Source organism: Lacimicrobium sp. SS2-24 (genome assembly GCF_002201535.1).
Classification (GTDB): Bacteria; Pseudomonadota; Gammaproteobacteria; order Enterobacterales; family Alteromonadaceae; genus Lacimicrobium.
Window position 1 is genome coordinate 145,049 of record NZ_NIWW01000003.1, and the last position, 22,407, is coordinate 167,455.

General features: G+C 51.5%; 16 protein-coding genes and 1 other RNA gene. 5 read left to right on the forward strand and 12 right to left on the reverse strand.

Going from position 1 to position 22,407, the window contains the following annotated elements; all coding sequences use genetic code 11:
- Positions 1-58 precede the first annotated feature (58 nt).
- The 10 genes from CCY32_RS06710 to CCY32_RS06755 form a co-directional block, all read right to left on the reverse strand.
- Entirely contained in the window at positions 59-790 is a 732-nt protein-coding gene (locus tag CCY32_RS06710) for a methyltransferase (protein WP_141096186.1), read from the reverse strand.
- Positions 783-1,424: an NAD-dependent epimerase/dehydratase family protein gene (locus CCY32_RS06715; RefSeq protein ID WP_088329837.1), complete on the reverse strand. Its 642-nt coding sequence runs from the start codon at positions 1,422-1,424 to the stop codon at positions 783-785. The genes CCY32_RS06710 and CCY32_RS06715 overlap by 8 nt, the downstream gene beginning before the upstream one ends.
- Positions 1,414-2,946: a bifunctional diguanylate cyclase/phosphodiesterase gene (locus CCY32_RS06720; protein WP_088329838.1), complete on the reverse strand. Its 1,533-nt coding sequence runs from the start codon at positions 2,944-2,946 to the stop codon at positions 1,414-1,416. The genes CCY32_RS06715 and CCY32_RS06720 overlap by 11 nt, the downstream gene beginning before the upstream one ends.
- 164 nt (positions 2,947-3,110) lie before the next feature.
- A complete protein-coding gene (locus tag CCY32_RS06725) occupies positions 3,111-5,996 on the reverse strand; it encodes an EAL domain-containing protein (RefSeq protein WP_088329839.1) in 2,886 nt (961 codons plus the stop codon).
- 121 nt (positions 5,997-6,117) lie between these two features.
- Positions 6,118-7,014 carry an aldo/keto reductase gene (locus CCY32_RS06730; RefSeq protein WP_088329840.1) on the reverse strand — a complete coding sequence of 299 codons (897 nt, stop codon included), beginning with the start codon at positions 7,012-7,014 and terminating at the stop codon, positions 6,118-6,120.
- Positions 7,015-7,028: 14 nt separating this feature from the next.
- A complete protein-coding gene (locus CCY32_RS06735; protein WP_088330130.1) occupies positions 7,029-8,354 on the reverse strand; it encodes a Na+/H+ antiporter NhaC family protein in 1,326 nt (441 codons plus the stop codon).
- 216 nt (positions 8,355-8,570) lie between these two features.
- Complete coding sequence (locus tag CCY32_RS06740; RefSeq protein ID WP_088329841.1) at positions 8,571-9,746, reverse strand: FAD-dependent monooxygenase; 1,176 nt, start codon at positions 9,744-9,746, stop codon at positions 8,571-8,573.
- Positions 9,733-10,929: a 2-octaprenyl-6-methoxyphenyl hydroxylase gene (ubiH, locus tag CCY32_RS06745; protein ID WP_088329842.1), complete on the reverse strand. Its 1,197-nt coding sequence runs from the start codon at positions 10,927-10,929 to the stop codon at positions 9,733-9,735. The genes CCY32_RS06740 and ubiH overlap by 14 nt, the downstream gene beginning before the upstream one ends.
- Positions 10,930-10,934: 5 nt before the next feature.
- Positions 10,935-12,251: a Xaa-Pro aminopeptidase gene (pepP, locus tag CCY32_RS06750; RefSeq protein WP_246840551.1), complete on the reverse strand. Its 1,317-nt coding sequence runs from the start codon at positions 12,249-12,251 to the stop codon at positions 10,935-10,937.
- 1 nt (position 12,252) lies between these two features.
- The gene (locus CCY32_RS06755) at positions 12,253-12,822 is read right to left on the reverse strand and encodes a UPF0149 family protein (RefSeq protein WP_088329843.1); all 570 of its coding nucleotides are present in this window, start codon (positions 12,820-12,822) and stop codon (positions 12,253-12,255) included.
- A gap of 287 nt (positions 12,823-13,109) precedes the next feature.
- Between CCY32_RS06755 and ssrS the strand changes: the two genes are divergently transcribed.
- A non-coding RNA gene (gene ssrS / locus CCY32_RS06765) (6S RNA) lies at positions 13,110-13,293 on the forward strand.
- 49 nt (positions 13,294-13,342) lie between these two features.
- On the opposite strand, the gene CCY32_RS06770 is transcribed toward ssrS, so the two are convergent.
- Both CCY32_RS06770 and CCY32_RS06775 read right to left on the reverse strand, forming a co-directional pair.
- Positions 13,343-14,458 (reverse strand): helix-turn-helix domain-containing protein, encoded by a 1,116-nt coding sequence (locus tag CCY32_RS06770; RefSeq protein ID WP_088329845.1) that lies wholly within the window; start codon positions 14,456-14,458, stop codon positions 13,343-13,345.
- Between the two features lie 49 nt (positions 14,459-14,507).
- On the reverse strand, positions 14,508-16,007 hold the full coding sequence (locus CCY32_RS06775) for a CYTH domain-containing protein (RefSeq protein WP_088329846.1): 1,500 nt from the start codon (positions 16,005-16,007) through the stop codon (positions 14,508-14,510).
- Between the two features lie 181 nt (positions 16,008-16,188).
- On the opposite strand from CCY32_RS06775, the gene CCY32_RS06780 reads away from it, so the two are divergent.
- The 4 genes from CCY32_RS06780 to corA all read left to right on the forward strand — a co-directional run bounded on the left by CCY32_RS06780 (position 16,189) and on the right by corA (position 22,375).
- Positions 16,189-16,797 carry a TIGR04211 family SH3 domain-containing protein gene (locus tag CCY32_RS06780; RefSeq protein ID WP_168171444.1) on the forward strand — a complete coding sequence of 203 codons (609 nt, stop codon included), beginning with the start codon at positions 16,189-16,191 and terminating at the stop codon, positions 16,795-16,797.
- A gap of 319 nt (positions 16,798-17,116) precedes the next feature.
- Positions 17,117-20,281, forward strand: a complete 3,165-nt coding sequence (gene putA / locus CCY32_RS06785; protein WP_088329848.1) for a bifunctional proline dehydrogenase/L-glutamate gamma-semialdehyde dehydrogenase PutA — start codon at positions 17,117-17,119, stop codon at positions 20,279-20,281.
- Positions 20,282-20,433: 152 nt separating this feature from the next.
- Positions 20,434-21,411, forward strand: a complete 978-nt coding sequence (locus CCY32_RS06790) for a calcium/sodium antiporter (RefSeq protein WP_088329849.1) — start codon at positions 20,434-20,436, stop codon at positions 21,409-21,411.
- 10 nt (positions 21,412-21,421) lie between these two features.
- The gene (corA, locus tag CCY32_RS06795; protein WP_088329850.1) at positions 21,422-22,375 is read left to right on the forward strand and encodes a magnesium/cobalt transporter CorA; all 954 of its coding nucleotides are present in this window, start codon (positions 21,422-21,424) and stop codon (positions 22,373-22,375) included.
- Positions 22,376-22,407 lie beyond the last annotated feature (32 nt).

Below are 22,407 nucleotides of genomic sequence, written 5' to 3' on the forward strand. Positions count from 1 at the left end.
TTATGACTATAGCAGCTAAACCGTACTGATATAAACGGCTTCTATTTCTGCATAGGGCTCAGAAATTCACATAGAAGCCCCGGCACAACTTCTGAAAGGCCTGGGTGTAGTGGCCCGCTTGCTGCTGAATCACCAAAGACTCTTGCCTGAACTGTGACGGCCTGGACAATGACCACTCCAACATCACTCTGCTCACTGATTTGTCAGGTTGCGAGCGCACATCCATGCGCCGTGTCAGATGCAATCCGGCATTGCCAGCCTCCCATAGCACCTGCTCCACCACCTGTTGCGGCAACACGCAGCAAAAACGTCCCTCCTTGCCAAGCAGGCCAGATACCACCTGTATCAGGGCAGCATGACTCAATGTTGCGGTCAGACGGGCTGACTGCCTGCTCTGCGCTATTTCATGATGATGGGGATAGTAAGGCGGATTACTGATAATAAGGTCATATTGTCCGCTGTTGGCATGGTCCTGCAACGCCAGGCAGTCAAAATGCAGCTTGTCCGCCCAGGGACTGTTCTTTGCATTATCTTTAGCTTGAGCAATCGCCTGCGCATCCACATCAATACCAAAAATCCGACTGTCGCAACCTGATTGCTGCGCCATCATCAATGCCAGCAGTCCGCTGCCCGTGCCCACATCCAGAATTCGCACCGCTGCACCGGGCTCAGCCCAGCTTCCGAGCATGATGCTATCGGTACCCACTTTCATTGCGCAGCGATCGTGTGCGACAAAGAACTGCTTAAACTGGAAGCCCTCTGTTCGCTGTCTCTTAGCAGAATTACTCAAACGCCTGCAGCTCCATCATTCGTTTTGCCACCTCAGACGCAGAAACCGGACGATATTTGCGCCAGGGCCCCATCAATACGGGAGAAATCCACTTCATTATTACCGTGCTTATGCGCTCCACGGGTCGCGACATTTTGCGCTCACCAATTAATAAAGAGGGACGCACGGCAGAGGCGCCTTTAAGCCCGGGGAGACGGAATATGGCATTTTCCAGTTCCCCTTTAGTACGCAAATAGAAATTCAGACTGTTGGCATTGGCGCCGACCGAGGATATCCACACTAGGCTCCGTACCTGCTGACTTCGCGCCAGTTGTGCGGCGATATGGATATACTCAAAATCCACCTTACGAAAAGCCGCCCGGCTGCCCGCTGCCTTGAGCGTGGTGCCCAGACAAATGTAGAGGTGATCTACCCGAAAATAGCCCTCGTAGGCTTGCAGGTTTGCAAAGTCAATCACAACAGGGCGGTGCTTCGCATTTCTGCTCGGCATCGGTCTTCGCACCAGACAGGTGACCTGGTTGTAGCGCGGATCCTGAATGAGCCTGTCAGTTAATGCTTGACCGACCAGGCCGCTGGCTCCGAGAACGAGTGCACTATAGCCGGATGGCGTTAGAGTGACGGGGTCAGGTTTCATGATGAGACAGGTTAACAGCCGAAGTCGACCACTGGCTACGCACAAACTCTTTAAGATGATCAATGTTCATCGGCCTGGCTGTCAGATACCCCTGCACTTCATGACATCCGCAGAAGCGTATTTGCTCAAGTTGCGCCTGAGTTTCAACACCTTCGGCGACCACACTGATATCCAGACTGTGGGCCATGGTCGTCACCGCCTCAACGATGGCCCGAACTCTAGGCTGGTCCAGCAGATCATGAATAAAGTCTTTATCTATTTTGATTTCATCGATGGGCAGGTTCTTCAACATCGCCAAAGAGGAATAGCCGGTGCCAAAATCATCGATAGAAAATTTCAGCCCCTGTTCGCGCAAACGGGTCAGCAACCTCACACTGGCCGCCAAGTCAGACAATGCAGCAGTCTCGGTGATCTCCAGCTGCAGATAAGGATAAAGTTGCGGCGATTGATTGAGCATCCGCATTAATGCCGCCATCAGTTTTTCACTGTTAAACTCCTGCGCCGAAATGTTCACCGATACCCGGTGAATACTCGTGCCCAACAGACCTGCCCCGGATAACTCTTTGTTAGCCTGGCGCACCACAAAAGCCGTAATACCAGAAATCAGATTGTTACGCTCAGCCAGTGGAATGAAGACATCCGGACCGACGAACCCCCGTTGTGGACAGTTCCAGCGAACCAGCACCTCGCAACCGGTTAGCCCGCCGTCATCAACAGAAAACTGCGGTTGATAGACCAGAGACAATTTATCATTGTCGATGGTGTGGCGCAGATCTTTGAGCAATGCTTGTCGTTCACGTTCTGTTTCTGACAACGCCTGATTAAACTGACGAATCATCCCCTGACCGCTGCGCTTTGCTTCTTTGAGGGCACTTTGAGCAGCAAACAGTAACTCTTGTCCATTGCGGGCGTCGCGGGGAAATTTGGCCAGCCCCACGCTGCAGCTCAATGTTAAATCAAACTCCCTGACGACAGCGGAAAATAATTGATTCAGCTCTACCGCATGGCTTTCAATGTCGTCTTGGGGCTCCGTCAGCACTTTGGCCAGTGCAAATTGATCCGTTCCCAGGCGGGCAATCAAATCGTCGGCATGATAGTGGTGCTTCAGGGCCACCGCCAGCTGACGCAACAGCGTGTCTCCACCGGCATAGCCGAGTAGGCGATTGGCCTCTTTAAAACCATCGATATCCAGACACACCAGCATCAGATGTTGCTGATTTTTCTGACAGGCATCCAGTGAATCTTCGAGGTAGCGGGTAAACAAATAGGGGCGCAACAGGCCCGTCAGAGAATCCCGCTGATTCAACTGCTCAATGTAAGTCAGCGCCTTCACCAGCAGAAAAAACAACAGCAATCCGGTCAGACCCACATATAACCAGCCCTTAATGGTTTGCAATGTCGCGGCCAGTTGTGGGTCCGAAACCATGTGTTCCAATGCCATATCAGAAAACAGGATCCAGCCTGCCCCAATCAGCACATAGGCCAGCGCAATCAGTACCGCCGGTCGTATTGCTCTTTTCATGATTTTCCCTTGCTCAGAACAGCACGTATCTAGCTATCCAACGAGGCCCTACGCTAATGCTTTTTGACACAAAGATCCATACACAAGAGACTTGCGCGCAGTCTGCCCGTAAACAAAATACGAAAGACTTAGTGGGGCTACACTGAAATGTGCTGTGCCTGTCTCTACCCGGCAACAGCAGAGCAGGGAGCTTCAGCTGTCAGTACCGTTGTCAGGGGCACCGGTTTGCCTAAAGCAAAGCCCTGACCATAGTCGATACCCAAAGCAGTGAGTGCTCTGCAACTCTCCTTGTCGGAGACAAACTCGGCAATGGTCTGTTTTCCCATACTACTGGCAATCTCATGAATGGCTTTGACTGTGGCGTAATCACTGCGATCCCGACACATATTCCTGACAAAAGAGCCATCAATCTTGACGTAATCCACGGCCATGTTTTTCAGGTAAGTAAATGAGCTCATCCCTGCACCGAAATCATCCAGTGCAAACCGGCACCCCATATCGCGCAAGGTATCGATAAAACGGCTGGCGGAACCGAGGTTAGTGACGGCGGCCGTTTCCGTGATTTCAAAACAGATTTTCTCTGGCGGAATATCTGTATAGCGAAGCTGGTTTACAATGTTATCCAGAAACTCGTCATTGCCCAATGTCATGCCTGAAAGATTAATGGCGCACTTTCCAAGTACATCGAGATGTGCAGGGTGCGCAGCCAGCAAAGCAATGGTGTGTGCAAATACCCACTCATCGATCTTATTCATTAACCCATAGCGTTCGGCAATCGGAATAAAAATACCGGGATTGAGCATTTCGCCCTGTTCGTCCTGCATGCGCAGCAATATTTCGTAATGGCATCCCTCAGGCGCCTGATTAAACGGTACGATAGGCTGGCAATAGAGGACAAAACGGTCATGTTGCAATGCCTCTTGAATCGCATGTACCCATTCCAGCTCATTTTGCTGATAGTTTAGTTGCTGATCACTGGCATCAAATACGTGATATCGATTACGCCCCATATTTTTAGCACTGTAGCAGGCATGATCGGCGGCCTTTATCAACTCAACACTGTTTGCCATCTCGGCACTGATTTCCACCACACCAATGCTGGCGCCGATATGAAATAGCTTTTCGTCCCAGCTGAAGCGGAAGCTGCGAATCGCCTGTAACATCTCAACCAACCTCGGCTTCACGTCTGCCACCGATAACCGGCTGAACACCAGACAAAACTCATCTCCCCCGACCCGGGCCAGCACGTCATGATCGTCAATATGACCGCTGAGTAAATTTGCTACCTGACGCAACAATTCATCGCCCGCCTGGTGACCACAGGAATCATTGACAAGCTTGAACTGATCCATGTCGATATAACACAGGGTCGCCTGTGTTCGGCCCTGTTTGACCTTGCGCAGAATATTGTTGAGCTGACGATCAAAGGCATAACGATTGTATAGACCGGTGAGTTGGTCGTGATTGGCCTGATACTGTACCTGCTGTTGCAACGCCAGGTCGGCAGTGACGTCGCGCCCTATCCCTTCTATGGCAATCAGTTGCCCTTGTTGATCGAACACCGGTGAGTCCCGATATTCAATCTGCCTCACTTCACCATTGGCCGTATAATAATCAACCACATACGGGGCTGGACGCTGGCCATTTGCAAGCTGATGACGAATCTGCTTCTCATTATCCGGGGGCTGCTTTACACATTGACGGTAGTGCCGTCGAAAATATTCGGCACTGTAACCGAGAATATCTTCAACACTGTGACTGACGAAACTGACATTGCCATCGGGATCATGGGAATAAATAAAATGACCGTTCAGCCCCTCCACCAGTCGGCGGAATTTTTCTTCACTGTCTTTCAGTGCCTGTTCACTCCGTCTGCGGGCGGTAATATCCCTGACCGTTACAGCGATGCCATCACCGGCTTTAACAATCTGGATTTTCAGCCATTGGGCTCTTACCAAGTCACTATGCGAAGCCAGGTACTGTTCATAGGCACGCCCGCTGACACACACTCGTTTGCATACTTTCAGCAAGGGATGAGCCTGCAATTCAAGTAATAACTTGCTCAGCAGTCTTCCCTTGAGTACCTGCCCGTCAGTAACAAAGATACTGTGCGCCATATGATTGGCCTCAGCCAGTTTAAAATCACTGATATGGCCATTGCGGTGTACCGCATTAAAGATCAGAATGGCGTCCAGAGAAGCCTCGCTGGCGGCTTTGTATCGCTGTTGTGACTGATTTAACTTCAATGCGCTACGTAACTGGCGCTGAATAAAAATACTGATGATAAGTGACATAAACAATCCGATACCCAGCACCACGTAACCAATGTGCAACGTTCCCCGGTTACTTTGCAGTCTGAGCAGCCATTCACGTCCGGCAAAAGAAAGTGGCTGAGAAATCAATGTTTCACTGGATTTCAGCTCACCATTTACCATCAGTAACTGCTCACCATCGAACAGTTGAAAATTAAAATCCGACCCCACCAGTTCACCGATCATGACCGCTAAGGTCGCTTCAATATCAAAGCTGGCCATAATATAACCATGCTCCAGGTCATAGGGATTAATAGGACGAAGGATAAGAGCGTAATAGCTATCGTCACTGGCGTGATACAGATAACTGGAGAAGACACGGGGTGAAGGGGCCTCCTGGCGAACTTTCGTCAGTGCCGGTAATGCCCGTTGTGTTGGTGCATCGGCCCCCTGATATTTGCTGCTCCAGGCGATATTCAGATTGTCGTCGAGCCAGAGGATGTCATCGAAACCGGGCAAGACGTGACGGGTTGTCTGGGCGCGGGCATGAAACCAGTCGGTTACATTAGGATAGTTTTCAGGCCAGGTAATCATCAAATCTTCCAGTGCCCGTAACCTGTCCGCGGAAAACACTTCGATACTGTTACTGACCTGCTGAGCTACCACCCTTGCCTTGGAGGCCATACGCTGGCGTTCCTGCGTCTCAAGATAAAGGCTTACTAAAACAAACAGTGATACCAGGAAAATAAACAGAATGAGCGGCAGAGCTTTCACTCTTCCCAGGGCGCTGAACAACATAATCACAGCCGATTATCGCTTTTGGGTGACTAATTTACCCCGGATAGATGACAGGAATATGAAATTCCATTATCCGCTGTCGCCCGTTAAGCCCTCCTCGAAAACCCTTCTGTGGTCGGGTTCAGGGGACGGGTATTCCCCGCGCGGCTTCCAGTAATGCAAACCAATGCTGTCGCTCTAAAGCGATGTCTGTTGCTGCCGCCTGCCGGGCAATCCGTTTTTTGTCGCCACTGCCTAAAATGGGCATTGCCTGACCCGGCAAGGCCAGTACAAACGCCAACAGGATCTGATCTAACTCCGCCTGATAATGGGACGCTATCTGTTTGGCTACCTCGCGTAATGCCTTGTACTGAAAGTCGTGAAAGACGCCGCCGCCTCCCAGACAAGACCAGGCCATCGGTCTGACCCGCTGTTGCTGCAGATAATCCAGTGTGCCATCAAACAGGTAATCCGTATGAATAAGGCTGATTTCAAGCTGATTGGTCACCAAGGGGTAGTCCAGCCGCGACTGGAGCAAGGCGAACTGACTCGCGGTAAAATTCGACACACCAAAGTGACGTACTTTTCCACTGGTACGTAACGCCTCAAAGGCACGGGCCACGTCATCTGCATCCATCAGTGGATCGGGTCGGTGCAATAACAACACGTCAATATACTCTGTGCTGAGCTCTCTCAAAGAGCGCTCTGCCGCTTCAATAATATACCCGGCACTGCTGTTGTAATGCTTTTCACTCACCTGTGGCTGGCGTTCACAGGGAAAAAGAATGCCACATTTGGTCACCACCTCAATTCGCTCACGCAATTGCGGGGCCTGTTTGAGCATGCTTCCAAACAGGCCCTCTTCGGTAAAGCCACCATAGACATCGGCATGATCGGTGGTGGTGATCCCTTGCTCCAGTCCCTGCTCAACAAAGGCCTGCAACTCAGAGGAGGTCATCTGCCATTCATGCAGACGCCAGTACCCCTGAATACAGCGGGAGAAACTTAATTCGTCTTTTACCAGTTCAACACGTTGCATACGCTTTCCTGTTGTTAAGAATGCAGTGTCTGGGGTCTAACCAGACGCCAGCCCACAAACGCCATGGCGACAAGGGCCAGTACATAGCAATAAAATACATAGGGTATCAGTGCCACAGGGGAAATCCCAAAACTGGCGCCTAACAGCAGCGCCTGGGCGCCATAAGGGATTAGCCCCTGCACGATACAGGAGAAAATATCCAGTAAACTGGCACTGCGCTGAGGAGGAATATTGCCGTGCTCGGCAAGTTGCCGTGCCGCTTCACCGCTAACAATAATCGAAACCGTATTATTCGCCACGCACAGATTGGTCAGGCTACTGAGCAAAGCGATGGCAAAACTATGGCTGGCGGTATCGTCAGGAGATAACTTACGGGCCAGCGTCGTGATGCGACTGACCAAATATTCCAGCCCCCCCTGAAGACGCATCAGTTCTGACAAGCCACCAATTAACAGCGAAAGGATAAAGATCTCCTGCATCTGTCCAAAGCCGCTGTAAATGTCCTGCCCCAGTCCACTGATATCATAGTCAGCCTGCCACATTCCCATACCTGCACTGACAATAATGCCAGTGGTGAGCACCGCAAAGACATTGAGTCCTGCCACAGCCAGGCCGAGAATCAGCAGGTAAGGTAAGGCCAGCCAGGCATTGCCCTCGGTCAGCGGTAACGTCTGTATTATGGGCGTGAAGAAGCCGGTGATCACAAGCGTGATAATTGCGGCAGGCAAAGCCAGGCGGAGGTTTTCTACAAACTTTTCACGCATCTGGCACCCCTGGGTACGGGTTGCCGCAATGGTGGTATCAGATATGATTGACAGGTTATCACCGAAAATGGCGCCACTCATTAACACCCCAGCCATCAGGGCCGGTTCGATTCCCGTGGCGTCAGCCATGCCCAGTCCAATGGGTGCCATGGCTGCCAGCGTCCCCATTGACGTGCCCATTGCAGTGGACACAAAGGCCCCAAGAATAAACAACCCCGGTAACAGCAACTGTGCCGGTATAACGCTCAGCCCCAGTGCCACCGTAGCGTCGACCCCGCCTGTAATGCTGGCCACCGACGAGAATGCCCCCGCCATCAGATAAATCAGGCACATGGTAATGATATTAGGGTGACCCACACCGCGCACAAACCCTTCGATGGTCTGATTCAGCGACTCCCGTGACAGCCATACCGCCAGCAAAATAGCCGGTAATACCGCCACCGGCGCGGGCAACTGATAAAACGCATAATCGACGTCCTGGCTCTGGTAATAGAAACCCGCTCCCAGAAAGAGCGCCAAAAAAATCAGCAGAGGCAATAAGGCATATTTGCCCCGGGAAAGGCTAGGATTTGACACATGATCACCAAAAAGACGTTTAGACGTCCAAAATACTACCTGTAGCACCGTGACGGAACAAGTAATCTTTTCCACAGCATAGCGTCTGACGAAGGCAAAATTGCGGTAAGGACGTTCAGATAGTCTGCCTTTTGGGGAATACTCGGTGCAGCCTTTGTCAGTGTGCGGTACTGATACAAAGCATGCGGCACAAGCGGCGATGCTTCACCAATCGGATCACAACCCTGCCGCTTCGCGCATCATCTTGTCTTTCACAAGGGGCATGCTGTCAACGGCGCTCAGCCCCACACCCCGCAACAACTTTTTCACGGGGTGATGACCGGCAAACAGGCTTCTGAACCCCTGCATCGCCGCAATCATTCGCACCGCTTCGGCCTTGCGACTGCGTTCATAGGTACGCAGTGCCCTATGATGACTCAGATCTTCTCCATTCTCAGCAAGGCTGAGCAACACCTCTGCCAGCATTTTACTGTCCTTCAACCCCAGGTTGGCCCCCTGCCCGGCCAGCGGATGAATACTATGGGCGGCATCGCCAGCCAGCACAACGCGATGCTTCAGCCACTGCCTGGCATAACGCATGACCAGCGGAAAAGCCATTCTGTCACTCTCCAGCTGGCAATGTCCCAATCTGGCGTCAAATGCCCGGTACAAGGAGCGGGTGAAGTGTTCCGCGTTTTGTTGCATCAGTGCCTGTGCACAGGGCGTGTCCTGAGACCAGACAATAGAGCACAGGTGTGGATCCGCCATCGGCAAAAATGCCAGTGGGCCCTGTGGTGTAAAGACCTGTCTGGCACATTGCTGATGAGGCAACTCGGTGCGCACATTGGCAACGATGGCAGTTTGCTGATAATCAGCAAAACTCAGCGCCATGGCTGCCCGTTTTCTGATTGGTGAATGAATACCGTCTGTTCCCACCACCAATTGCGCCTCAAACCGCTGCTGGTTGGCCAGCGTGACACCGGCCCGCCTGTCATCGGTGTAAAGCTCAACAATGGGCGAGCCCACTTCCAGTTGAACATTTGGGGCTTCCAGCAATCTTTCCCACAAGGTGTTGATCAGCAATTGGTTCTCAATAATATGACCGAGGTGAGTGTGGTTGAGGCTATGACGATCAAAGTTAATTCTGGCGAAACTGTCCTGCTCCCACACTTGCATATGGGTGTAGGGTTGAATCCGCTGTTCATCCAGCTTTTGCCAAATCCCCAGCTGCCGCAGGAACCCCTCGCTGGCCTGGTTAATTGCGCTGACCCGCGTCTGCGGTGTGGAGGTCAGTGACATAAAAGGCAGCTTTTCGTCTATCACAATCAGCTTTAATGGACTGTCAGCCAGGGCGGTGGCCAGTGTCAGCCCGGCCATTCCACCACCTACGATGATCAGGTCAGCACGCTGCATCCTGCCCTCCATATCCCATAGCGGCGTTGGCAAAACGCTGGCGCAGAGGTGAAAAGGCCTCAAGCAACCCCAGCCCCAAATTGCGCCCACCTACCAGCGGCCAGTAGTCATTACTGAATAGCCTGACCAGCGCATCAGTACTATGAATGACCCGGTGTTGGTCCTGCCTGCGCCATTTTTGATAATGCTGCAACACCTTGATGTCTCCCACGTCACCGCGCGCGCGCCACTGCGCTAAAAGCAGCCCGCTAAGACACTCAGCGTCACGCAGACCCAGATTAAACCCTTGTCCGGCTATGGGATGAAGGGTATGAGCGGCATTGCCAATCACCACCGTGCGATGTCGGATCGCGTTATTGAGTGTGCACAGTTCAAGGGGGTAACTACTGCGCCGACTGAGTTCACAAAACCGTCCCGCTGAGTAGCCAAAGTGCTGCTGCAATTGGGCTAAGAAATGCTGCTTTGAGCAATCCATCAAGATCTGTGTGCGTGATGTTGTGACACTCCAGACCAAACCAAAGCCTTTTTCCTGATTGGGTAGCAGTGCCAGTGGCCCTTGCCGGGTGAAACGTTCATAGGCCACATTCTGATGAGGCCTGTCCACCTTCACATTCGCCACCACGGCCGACTGCGCATAATCTTCTACCCTGGCATGAAGTCCCAAAAGCGCAGCAGTGGCCGATTTGCCTCCCTCTGCCACCACCAGTAATGACCCATTGAGTTCACTGCCGGAATCTAGCGCCAAAGTCATACCGTCCTGGCGAGTCTTGACCGCGCTGATACTGTCCGGGCAAAACCAGTCGACCTTACCTGCCACGGCCTGATACAACATGGCCCCGAGCTCCTGTTGCGATATCACATAACCCAGTGCGTCGACCCGTTGCTGGTGATGGTCTAGCAGGCACTGTCCTATATGTCCCTGATCCGTGACTTTAATGCGTTTTATGGCTGTGCTGTGCTGCAATAAAGGCTCAGTCAGGCCAAGCTGCTGCAGGTATGCCGCTGATTGATGAGACAAGGCAATCGAGCGGGCATCAAAACCAGGATGGCGCAGCCCGCTGGCCTGCTGGTCATAGGCTTTCGCCTCAACAACCGCCACTTTCATGCCATTGCCTGACAATGCCAGCGCCAGCAGGCAACCCACCGCGCCGCCACCGGCGATCATCACATCATATTTGGCCACGACGGTTAACGGCTCCCTGCCATCAATGCTTCAATGGCCTGGATCTCCTTCGGCGCGGCGGCGGTCAGATTTTCATGTCCATCCACAGTAACCAAAAGGTTATCTTCAATACGAATACCCGTTGCCCTCCATTTTGGGTCGACATCGGCATCAGCAGGAATGTATATGCCCGGCTCTACCGTCAGTACCATACCCGGCTCCAATGGCCTGTCTTCACCTTCCACTTTGTAATCACCCACATCATGCACATCCAGTCCCAGCCAGTGACCCAGGCCATGCATAAAATATTGTCGGTAGGTTTTTTCTGCCAGATTACCTTCCAGGCTACCGCTGAGTATTCCCAAATCCAGCAAGCCGCGGGTAATCACGACCACAGCCGCTTCTGTGGCTCTGACCAGGGTACTGCCGGGTTTAATTTCTTCAAAAGCGGCCAGTTGGGCATCCAGTACCAGTTGATACAACTGGGCCTGAGCCTCACTAAAGCGACCGTTGACAGGAAATGTACGGGTAATGTCTGCTGCATAGCCCATCAACTCTGCACCGGCGTCAATCAGAATCAGATCCCCGTCTTTGAGAGGGCTCTGGTTTTCGGTGTAATGCAAAATACAGCCATTATCTCCGCTGCCCACTATGGTGCCATAAGCCGGGTGCCTGGCTCCCTGCAAAGCAAATTCGTGGTGTAGTTCGGCCTCCAGCTGATATTCGTAACGCCCGGGGCGGGCAAAACACATGGCTCTTTTGTGCGCATCCGTGGAAATGTCCGCGGCACGGCGCATCAGACTCACTTCGGCAGAAGACTTTATCAACCGCATTTCATGCAGATGTTCACGGATATCAATCAGGGTACCCGGTGGACGCTGTCCCTTTTTACCGGCCTGACGCTGTTGTTCAAGGCAGGCGAACACCAGCGCATCGATATGCTCGTAGCTGCCCTGGGCGAAATACAGTTGCCGGCATCCGGCCAGATACTCAGGTAGCTGTTCTGGTAATTGTTGCAGAGGAAAACTGTGATCAACGCCAACTTGCTCTTTCGCCTTTGCAGGCCCGGTTCTTCGGCCATGCCATATCTCAGCGGCAGGATCCTTTGCCAGACAGAACAATACAGAGGTCGTTTTTCCCTGACGTTTTAACAACAACAGCACGGCATCTGGCTCATGAAAACCGGTCAGGTAATAAAAGTCACTGTCCTGTCGAAAGGGATAATGGGTATCCCGGCTGCGGGTGACTTCGCGAGCCGCCGGGATCAGGCACAGAGAATCATCTTGCAGGTACTCAGCCAGTCTTTGTCGCCGGCTCTGGTATTCACAGCGCTCTATCATCATATCAGTGTAAGGTCTTTGAGGGTGTCGCTGCGCGACTGGCAGAACGCCCCTGTTCGTTAAAGCACAACATGGCCGATACACGCACATATTCCATGACTTCAAAGAGTGCCTGTTCTGAATCTTCGCCCTCCGACATTTTTTCATCCATCCGGCTGATCTCCGAAAAGTCTTCCAATGCCTCTTTGACGTCCTCAGAGCAGCCCGTCAGGTCATTCTGGTGCAGGCCAAAACCAAGCAGGAAGCCCTGCACCCATTTAACCAGCGCCATACCACGGTCATTAATCGGTGCGGCATCATCAGGCAGGCAAAGAATCAGGGTGAAGTCCGCCGCCATGAGTTGCTCTTTAGTTTGCTGATGTAACTGGCTCACTTGTTGTTTAATCTCATCAGGCAGTTTCTCACCCTGATTGATAAAGTCCGCCAGTGCCTCCAGCCATTCGTCACTTTGCACTGACATACCGCCAGCCAGCATCCCCGTGAGGATACCCTGAATCTCTGCTGCATCACTGCTGATAGCAGCCTGTTGCAGTGCACTACTAAGTTGTTCAAATAATTTACTGATGTCGGCCAAAACGCGGTTACTCGTAAGCAGGGAATGCGCCTATGGTACCCCCATCGCCAGCCAACCTCAAAGGCTTATGCGAGGGACAAATCACAAGCGAGAAAAACATCACCGACAGATTGCACTGGTTTTCACATCCCGGACATGCGTATAATGATCTCAGCGCTTTGAGATACTCAGAAGCTGCAGACAAAAACCACAATAAGGCCATTCGGCCTGCAGGCTGACTGACACAGTCACTATCTCACTACGATACAATACCAGTCACTGGCTTTACCGGTGTCTGACAGAGTCAATGTCTCCTGGGATGTACGCCAGTTCAGTAATGTCCCTGGCCGATGCTAATCTCCAAGGGGGTTGAATTACATTGCTATTGCGCAAGCTCGGCATGTACCGAGAAGCCTGAGGCGATGATGAAGCCCCCGCCCTGAACTTTTCGGTTCTAGGGCTCAATCTGAGCAGCGGCATTTTGGGAGACACCCTTTTTCTTAACGGCCCCTGTTGAGGACCTGAGGATGGGGGATGCGGTTCAGAGCCGGTCTTGCTCCTGCTTATGCCCATCCTTTGCCATTTTATGCACGTATTTGACGAACAAGTCACTCAAAAAGCGTTCAGAATCAAAACCCAGACGCTTCGCCACATCTGACACCCTGACATTGCTGCGCATCAATATCCTCTTGGCGTATTCGAGCCGATAGTGATAAACAAAGGCGCGGAAGTTGCGTTTTAACAGACTCCTGGATGCCACTGCCAGCACTGTAGGATCAACATCGGCAAGCCGGGCAAAGTCTTTTAATCTCAGTCCAATACGTTTGTAGGCTTTATGCTTGAGCATGGCTTGCTCTGCCCGGGTCAGCGCTTCGCGCAATGTCGATTCGTCATAATCAGGCGCGTGCAATTTGTTATAGTCCAGTGGTGAAGGGGCATAGCGGCGCTTTTCCATCAGTACCAGGGTAAGTACCACAAACAACAGGTAGTAACACCCCTGCAACACTATCAGCCAGTGTTGCAATGGCAGTAAGTCCAGTGCCACCAACAGGGTAATCACCGCGCCACAAAACGCCAGCGTCACCAGACTGGCGAAGGCTTTAAAGCCCGCCGAAAAGCGGTACAGGTGGGTATCGACCACTTGATCACTCAGTCCCATGGTATATTCGCGGATGCGACTCTCCACGTTGAATGCCTGCCATAACATGGCCAGCTGACACAACAGCATATAGCCGTACAACACACCATGTTGGGTTACCTCGCCAATTGCCCCCTGTTCCAGTAACGCCGATTTGTAGTCTGCAGAAAACCACCAGAAAGGAATGGATGCCAGCACGGCCACCGCACCTGGCACCAGTAACATGTTTACGGCAATCTTCTTCATATCAAGCACTAAGCGGGTAATAGCCAGGCACAGCAACGAGGTAATCAGCGCCGGTAAAGGGTAAAACAGCATCACTAAAAAGTGCCAGCCTGGTCCCAGTTCAAAGGCCCTTAACGCGTTTTCCGTAAGCATTAAGGGGCACAGCATCACTGCAATCAACAACTCCCGGCGATGAGGAAGGCCATCGAATCGCGCCCATATCAGCATCACGGGAATGAACCCGATTGCCAGTGCAATGAGTATCGCGGTCTGATAAAAGGTCATGTTGGCCATGGGCCGGTCCTGCTCTGCTGCGCCACTGCTTGCTAAGAGTTAAGTCCCATCAGGAGGGTTCTTTGAGTTGCGCCTGTTGCCGGCTTTGCTCCATTATCTGCACCAGACGCTGACTTTTCTCCTCTCCCCAGGCGCGCAATTTGTCTTTATTTTCCACATCGGCTTGCTCCAGCTCTGCCATCAGCAAACTCAATAACTTGAGCTCCTCGATACCATCAAGAATATCCAGCCAGGGCGCCCGATACTGTTCTCTGCGTTCCTCACCAAAAATATCGGCCAGAAACAGGCTGTTGAACAATGCCTGATCCAGGCTCGACTCCGCTGACAGATAATGCTGCGGATTAAAGGCCTTGTCTCTGGGCATACTTTGACTGATCTGAAACCAGCTTTGTGCCAGCCAGCCTTTGGCGTGCTCCAACACCGGTGTCTGCCAGGCCCGGTCACAATCACGCCATGGCTGTCGGATAGGCAGAGCGGTAAGCGCCAATTGTAAACTGGCGTTCTCTTTCGTGCAGATAAGCTCACCAGGCTGATACTGTCGCAACATGCCCTCATACCGCCCCTGCAGATAACTGAGAAAATCCTGGTGCTTCATCAGACGTTTACGAAAAGCCCCTTTACGTGAGCGCAAGGCCTTGATTTCAAGCAACGCATCTACCCAGTACCAATCATCCAACCATTTCATCAATCGTTGCTGCAATTCCATCAGCTCTGGGCATTGCAGCATCGGCAGGTACAGATTCAGCGCCTGGGAGACCAGATGTATGCCGGTGCGTATTCCCTTCAGCGCTTTAGGTTTTTGGGTTTCCAGATAACACAGCTCATGCCATTGCCAATAGTCGAGTCCCATTTCAAGGGCCCGACAGAAGGCCTCTTCCACACTGGTGTCCTGGTCAAGATCAACAAAGCCGGGTAATGGCCGGGACTGCAATTCCTGTCCGCCCGCCAACAGATAACCTCTGGCCGCTTTGCTCATCACCCCGGCACGAAGGGGCAGAACATCAATCAGCTTATCTGCCACGTCAAAAAGTGTCCCAACAGGACCGGATTTAAGCTCTATTTCAATTTCATTGATGTCAGTCTGATGTCCCTGTGCACTAATGCTGCCCCTGTCATAGACCAGCTCCAGCACACTCTCCTCATTCAGCGTCAGATGATAGATGTGACGTTGAAAATGAGTGGTAAATATCACTTCAAGGTGCTGCTGCAAACTGCCTACATTGACATCCTCAGACCAGATTTGAGGGTCAAATAAACTCAGATCCGGTTGTGGCTGGTCAATATCCACATTGTATTCTGGTCGCTGCTGCAGACTGCCTTGACGGGTCCCTGCCGTTTTTATGGTTTGCTCGTACTGACCGTTCTGACCGCGCACCCTCAGGCCCATCTCCATAGCGCGAAAGGACTTTTCTTCCGTGTCATAGTACTGGTTAAACAACGACACCTCAGAGGGATCACAGTGCCCTCCAAGTTTGGGCAACACCTGGTTTTCAATTGTGGCGATCACATCAGCGTCTCCACAGACCAGCAGTTTTAATTCAGTTTCCATTTCTTATCTGGCTCTTCTGACAGGTCCCAAACATTACCCCTAAGCTCTGCTCTTGGCAATTCCTCAGCATAGACAGAAGATTCGGTACCTGGCGGTCACGGGTATCACTTGCCTTTCCTTGCTGCTCACCATACCATCTTAAAAAAACGCATCGAGACCCATTTCACCCATGACAATATTCTTGCGACAGCTGATCAGATTGATGTGCCTGCTACCCGGATTACTTTTCATTTCCAGTACGGTGCTGGCTCAGGACGCCGAACGCAGCAGCGAGCAGACTGTGTATATTTCTGATGACCTTTATACCTTCATCCATGCAGGTCCGGGGCGCAATTACCGCATCCTTGGCTCTGTGGTTGCCGGCACACCGGTAACGTTGCTGCAACGCAATGATGAAGAGGGCTTTGTTGAAATCGTTGATGATAAACAACGCACCGGGTGGGTCGACAACCGATTTATCAGTGACACACCCTCTGTCAGAGAGTCCGTTCCCCAACTGGAGGAATCGCTGCAGCAAGCTCAGGCAGACCTCGCGCAGACGCAACAGCAAAATGATCTGTTGAATCAGCAAATTCTTGACCTGAGCTCGCGCAACGAGCAACTGCAGGCAAAACTGCAGGAAGTTCAGCAGCAACATGGTGAGTTGCAGCAACAGTTAGCCAGTATCGATAACAAGATTCAGATTGAGTGGCTCACCCGCGGCGGTATCATCGCACTGGGCGGACTGATACTGGGCGTAATCCTGATGCTGATCCCAAGAAAGCGCCGTCGCAACGATAACTGGATGTGATACTGACTCGTGTGCGGCCTATCTTTGTAAAGATGGGTTAACACTTAACCTGTACTTCTCTGTAGCCCGGTCTTTACCGGGCTTTTTTTATCCCCATGTTTAAATTCAGCTGTCGGTAACTCGGGTTTGTTGTCATTTGATGTTCTTGTCGCGGCAAGGTTTACAGGTGATGGCGAGCTTGCGTTGAGTGCGGTAGAAAAGGAATTATATTTTGGATACAGTCATTAAAGGAGAGCGTAGTCCAATTAATTAGGAGGTGTTGGCGTACTTTACCAACATTTGATGTATCAGGGTTCAGCCCGCAACAATAGGATTGATCATGTTTAAAGCCAGCGAATTACTAAGCGAAGATTATCAACTTCCTTCTCTTGAAAAGTTGCAGAGCATTATCACTGATAATTACATGGTCAATGAGGATGCCTACCTTAAAGAATTGATCAGCCTTGTCCCTCAGGATCAGCCAACCCAGGATGAAATTGAGCAGCAAGCCGCTCGTCTGGTAGAAGAAGTGCGCGAAGAGACGTCCAGCGGTGACAGTATTGATGCGTTTTTACAGGAATATAGCCTGGACACCCATGAGGGCGTCATTCTGATGTGCCTTGCCGAAGCGTTACTGCGCATTCCTGATGCAGAGACCGCTGACGCATTGATTAAAGACAAGCTTTCCGGAGCAGACTGGCGCAGCCACCTCGAAAAGAGTGATTCTTTACTGGTCAACGCGTCCACCTGGGGGTTAATGCTGACCGGCAAACTGTTTCATCTGGATAACAGAGGTGATGCCGATAGCGACAAAGTTTTAGATAAAATGATTTCGCGCCTCGGTGAACCGGTTGTGCGCAAGGCAATGTATACTGCGATGGGTATAATGGGCCGCCAATTCGTGCAGGGAAAAGATATCCATGAAGCACTGAAGTTCAGCCGCAAACAACGGGATGAGGGCTATACGCACTCCTATGACATGCTCGGTGAAGCCGCCATCACGCGCAAAGATGCCAATAGATATTTCGATGCCTACGCCGATGCGATCAGATCTATTGGCGAGGAGGAGTTCGACACTAAGCATCCGGCCCCGCCCACCATATCCATAAAACTCTCTGCCCTGCACCCTCGCTATGAAGCATCCGAGGAGGAGCGGTGCATGACAGAGTTGGCCGAGTCTTTAGGCAAACTGGTAGAACTGGCCCGCAGTAAAAACGTTGGAGTCAGCATCGATGCTGAAGAGGCAGATCGCCTTGAGTTGTCACTGAAGATCTTTGAAAAAGTCTATCGCAGCCCGGCTGCCAAAGGCTGGGGCAACCTGGGAATGGTTGTGCAAGCTTATGCAAAAGGAGCGTTACCGGTACTGATGTGGATTTCACAGCTCGCCAAAGAACAGGGCGACCTCATTCCAGTGCGTCTGGTGAAAGGGGCTTACTGGGATACAGAGATTAAGCTTTGCCAACAAATGGGCACAGACGGCTATCCGGTATTTACCCGCAAAGCCGGTACAGACGTCAGCTATCTGGCCTGCGCGCGCTTTTTGCTCAGTGAAAGTACCCTGGGTGCCATTTATCCACAGTTTGCCACACACAATGCCCATACTGTTGTCGCGATCAGGCATATGGCTGATGGCCGGGACTTTGAATTTCAGCGACTGCATGGAATGGGTGAAGAACTCTATAATTGTATTCTGGATAAAACATCTAATATCAATGTGCGCATTTATGCGCCAGTGGGGGCGCATAAAGATCTGCTCCCCTATCTGGTCAGGCGCCTGCTGGAAAATGGAGCTAACAGCTCCTTTGTACATAAACTCCTGGACCCGGATACACCCGTGGAATCGCTGGTGAATGATCCGCTGGATTATCTGAAGCATTTGCCAACACTGTCTAATGATCAGATTCCGTTACCTGGTAATATTTACATAGACCGGGACAACTCCAAAGGTCTCAATCTCAATATTGGCTCTCAATACCAGCCATTCATGCAGAAAGTCACGGCCTTCAACGATCACCAGTGGCATGCAGGCCCGGTGGTGAATGGTGAAACACTGACTACCGGAGAAGTTCACCAGGTGGTATCACCACAGAATCTTTCTCATCAGGTAGGTCATATTTACCTGGCTGATGAACAAGGCACAGAGCAAGCTATTGCCACAGCACACAGCGCATTTCCAAACTGGAGCCGCACTTCGGTAGAGATGCGTGCCAGTGCACTGGAAGAATTCGCCGACCTGATGGAGCAACACAAACATGAGCTGATTGCGTTGTGTACACTCGAAGCCGGTAAGCTGTTGCAGGATGGTATCGATGAAGTGCGTGAAGCCATTGATTTCTGCCGCTATTACGCAAAAGAAGCAAGAAAGTTATATGCCTATCCAGGACCTCTTATGGGGCCTACCGGCGAGCGTAATGAACTGTTTGTCCAGGGCCGGGGAGTATTCGCCTGTATCAGCCCCTGGAATTTCCCGCTGGCTATCTTTACCGGTCAGATTGCAGCTGCTCTGGTAACGGGTAACACTGTCGTGGCCAAACCGGCGGAACAAACCAGCCTGGTCGCTTATCGCGCCGTACAACTGATGCTCGAAGCCGGCATCCCGGCCGATGTGATTCAATTATTACCTGGCACCGGTGCCGAAGTGGGCGGCAAGCTATCCAGTGATGAACGCATTTGCGGTATCTGTTTTACTGGCAGCACGGCCACGGCGAAAGCAATCAATCGCACCCTTGCCGAGCGCGAGGGTGCGATTGCCACGCTGATCGCAGAAACCGGTGGTCAGAATGCCATGATCGTCGACAGTACAGCACTGCCTGAGCAGGTGGTTAAAGACGTGATCCACTCCGCCTTCACCAGTGCCGGACAACGTTGTAGTGCTTTGCGTGTATTGTATCTGCAGGAGGATAATTCTGAACGGGTGCTGGAGTTACTTGATGGGGCGATGCAGGAATTAAGTGTCGGCGACCCGATTCACTATAGAACGGATGTCGGACCGGTTATTGATGAAAAAGCTCAGCAGGACCTGAACGAACATGTCAGAACTATGAGTGAAAAAGCAAAAGTACTGGGCAAAGCACCGATGCCAAAAGACACCGAAAGGGGTAGCTTTGTACAGCCAATAGCCTTTGAAATCAGCAATATAAACGACCTTGAAAAGGAGCACTTCGGCCCGATTCTGCATGTGGTGAAATACAAAGCTCAGGATCTGAATAAAGTGATTAATGACATCAACAGCACCGGCTATGGCCTGACTTTAGGCATTCACAGTCGCAACGAGTCAATGGCGGCTTATATTGCCGATATGGCCAACGTCGGAAATGTATATATCAACCGAGACCAGATTGGTGCGGTAGTGGGCGTACAACCCTTTGGTGGACAAGGCAAATCAGGAACCGGTCCCAAAGCGGGCGGGCCACACTATTTGTACCGCTTTATCACAGAAAAAACCCGCACCAATAACATTACCGCCATTGGTGGTAATGCCAGCCTGTTAAGTCTTGGGGACTGATCCACAACGCCATGGCACGGACTCGTGCCATGGCATGTGCTGATTTCTCCAGCAAAAAACCGGTAAATGGTAAAGATGTATTTACCTGATAGCCAAGTTAGGATAAAAAGACGCCGGTTCCCTCCAGCTGTTGAATTAAATAAGGATTGCCTATGTTGTTGCCTTCACTTGCTATTATCTTTGGCCTGATACTTTTAGTGTACAGTGCAGATAAGTTTGTAGAAGGCGCTTCGGCGACCGCAAAGCATGCTGGTATGCCCTCTTTACTGATCGGCATCGTTATCATCGGGTTTGGTACCTCTGCCCCGGAAATGGTGGTCTCTGCAATGGCCGCGGTTGACGGTAATCCGAGCCTGGCGCTCGGTAATGCCTATGGTTCAAACATTACCAACATTGCGCTCATTCTCGGTGTCACCGCGCTGATTTCGCCGATTGCCGTGCAGTCGCAGATCATCCGTAAGGAGTTGCCGTTACTGTTGGGGGTAACCTTGCTGGCCGGCTGGCAACTCTATGATGGCTTTTTATCAACACTCGATGCCGTGATTCTGCTGTTAGTGCTTTTTGCGCTAATGGGCTGGTCAGTGAAGCAAGGCTTGTCGCAGCGACAGGATATCCTCTCCAGCGAAGTGGACAGTGAACTGGCTATTCATCCCATGCCACTGAAAACCGCGCTGTTCTGGTTAGTCACAGGACTGATCTTGCTCGTAATCAGTTCCCGCATACTGGTGTGGGGTGCGGTTAGCATCGCACAAACCCTGGGCGTCAGCGACCTCATCATCGGTCTGACCATTGTTGCCATTGGCACCTCGCTGCCAGAGTTAGCGTCCTCTGTGATGGCCGCTAAAAAGGGGGAGCACGATTTAGCGCTGGGTAATATCCTCGGCTCCAACCTATTCAATACTCTGGCGGTAGTGGGTATTGCTGCGGGTATCCATCCTTTGCAGGTAGAAGCCGATGTGCTTTATCGCGACTGGATGCTGATGCTTGCTCTGACCCTAGGCTTACTGATTATGGGCATTGGGCTAAAAGGACAAGGACGCATCAGCCGCATCGAAGGTTTGTTGCTACTGGTGGTTTATTTCAGCTATACCGGTTATCTGGGCTATAGCGTCATCTTCCCACAACTCTGATGGGGGCGGTATGTTAAAACTTTTCAGATTTGAAAATGGGGTTATTGGTGAAATCGCCACCGATGACGAGCCACTCAATCAGGCGCTGAATCAGGCGCATTGGGTCGATGCGCAGGAACCGGAAGAGCTGGAGCGCCAGGGGTTACAAAACCTGATGCGACTAGACCTGCCGGTCTCTGATGAAATGGAAGAAATTGAAGCCTCAGCCCGCTACTTTGTGGATCAGGCCGGTATCCATGTGCATTCAATGTTTCTGACTCAGAGCGAAGGCCGCCATACGACCAGTTCCGTGGCCTGTATCCTTCAGCCTAACCGCCTCATCACGATCCGCGATACCGAGCTGGCAGACTTCCGTTTACTGCGCATGCGGGCCCGGCGCGGGCAGGTAGAAAGCCATTCTCCTGCAGAGTTGTTGGTGACTTTACTGGAGCAGAAAGTCGAAAACCTCGCCGATAACCTTGAAGACATCCACCGTAATCTGGAGAACACCAGTTATCTGGTTTTGGAAGAAGAGAACTCGGATTTGGAGGAAGCCATTGCCCAGTTGGCAAAATCTGAAGACAGCAATGGAAAAATACGCCTCTGTCTGATGGACACGCAGCGCGCGATTTCCTTTTTGTTGCGTCATTTACGCAGCTATCCGGAGTTGCAGGAATCCTGCAGGGAAATCATGCGCGACATTGATACACTGATGTCTCACACCACCTTTTTATTCGATAAAATCAACTTTTTGATGGACTCCACACAGGGCTTTATCAACATTGAGCAGAACCAGATTATCAAGATCTTCTCCATTGCCGCGGTGGTATTTCTGCCACCGACCCTGGTTGCCAGCATGTATGGCATGAACTTTGTCAATATGCCGGAATTACAATGGATGCTTGGGTATCCCTGGGCATTGGGCCTGATGCTGGTTTCCGGGATCACGCCTTACCTGTTGTTCAAATACAAAGGGTGGCTGTAATCGGCGGCTTCAGCGTTATCCGCTCAATAAAA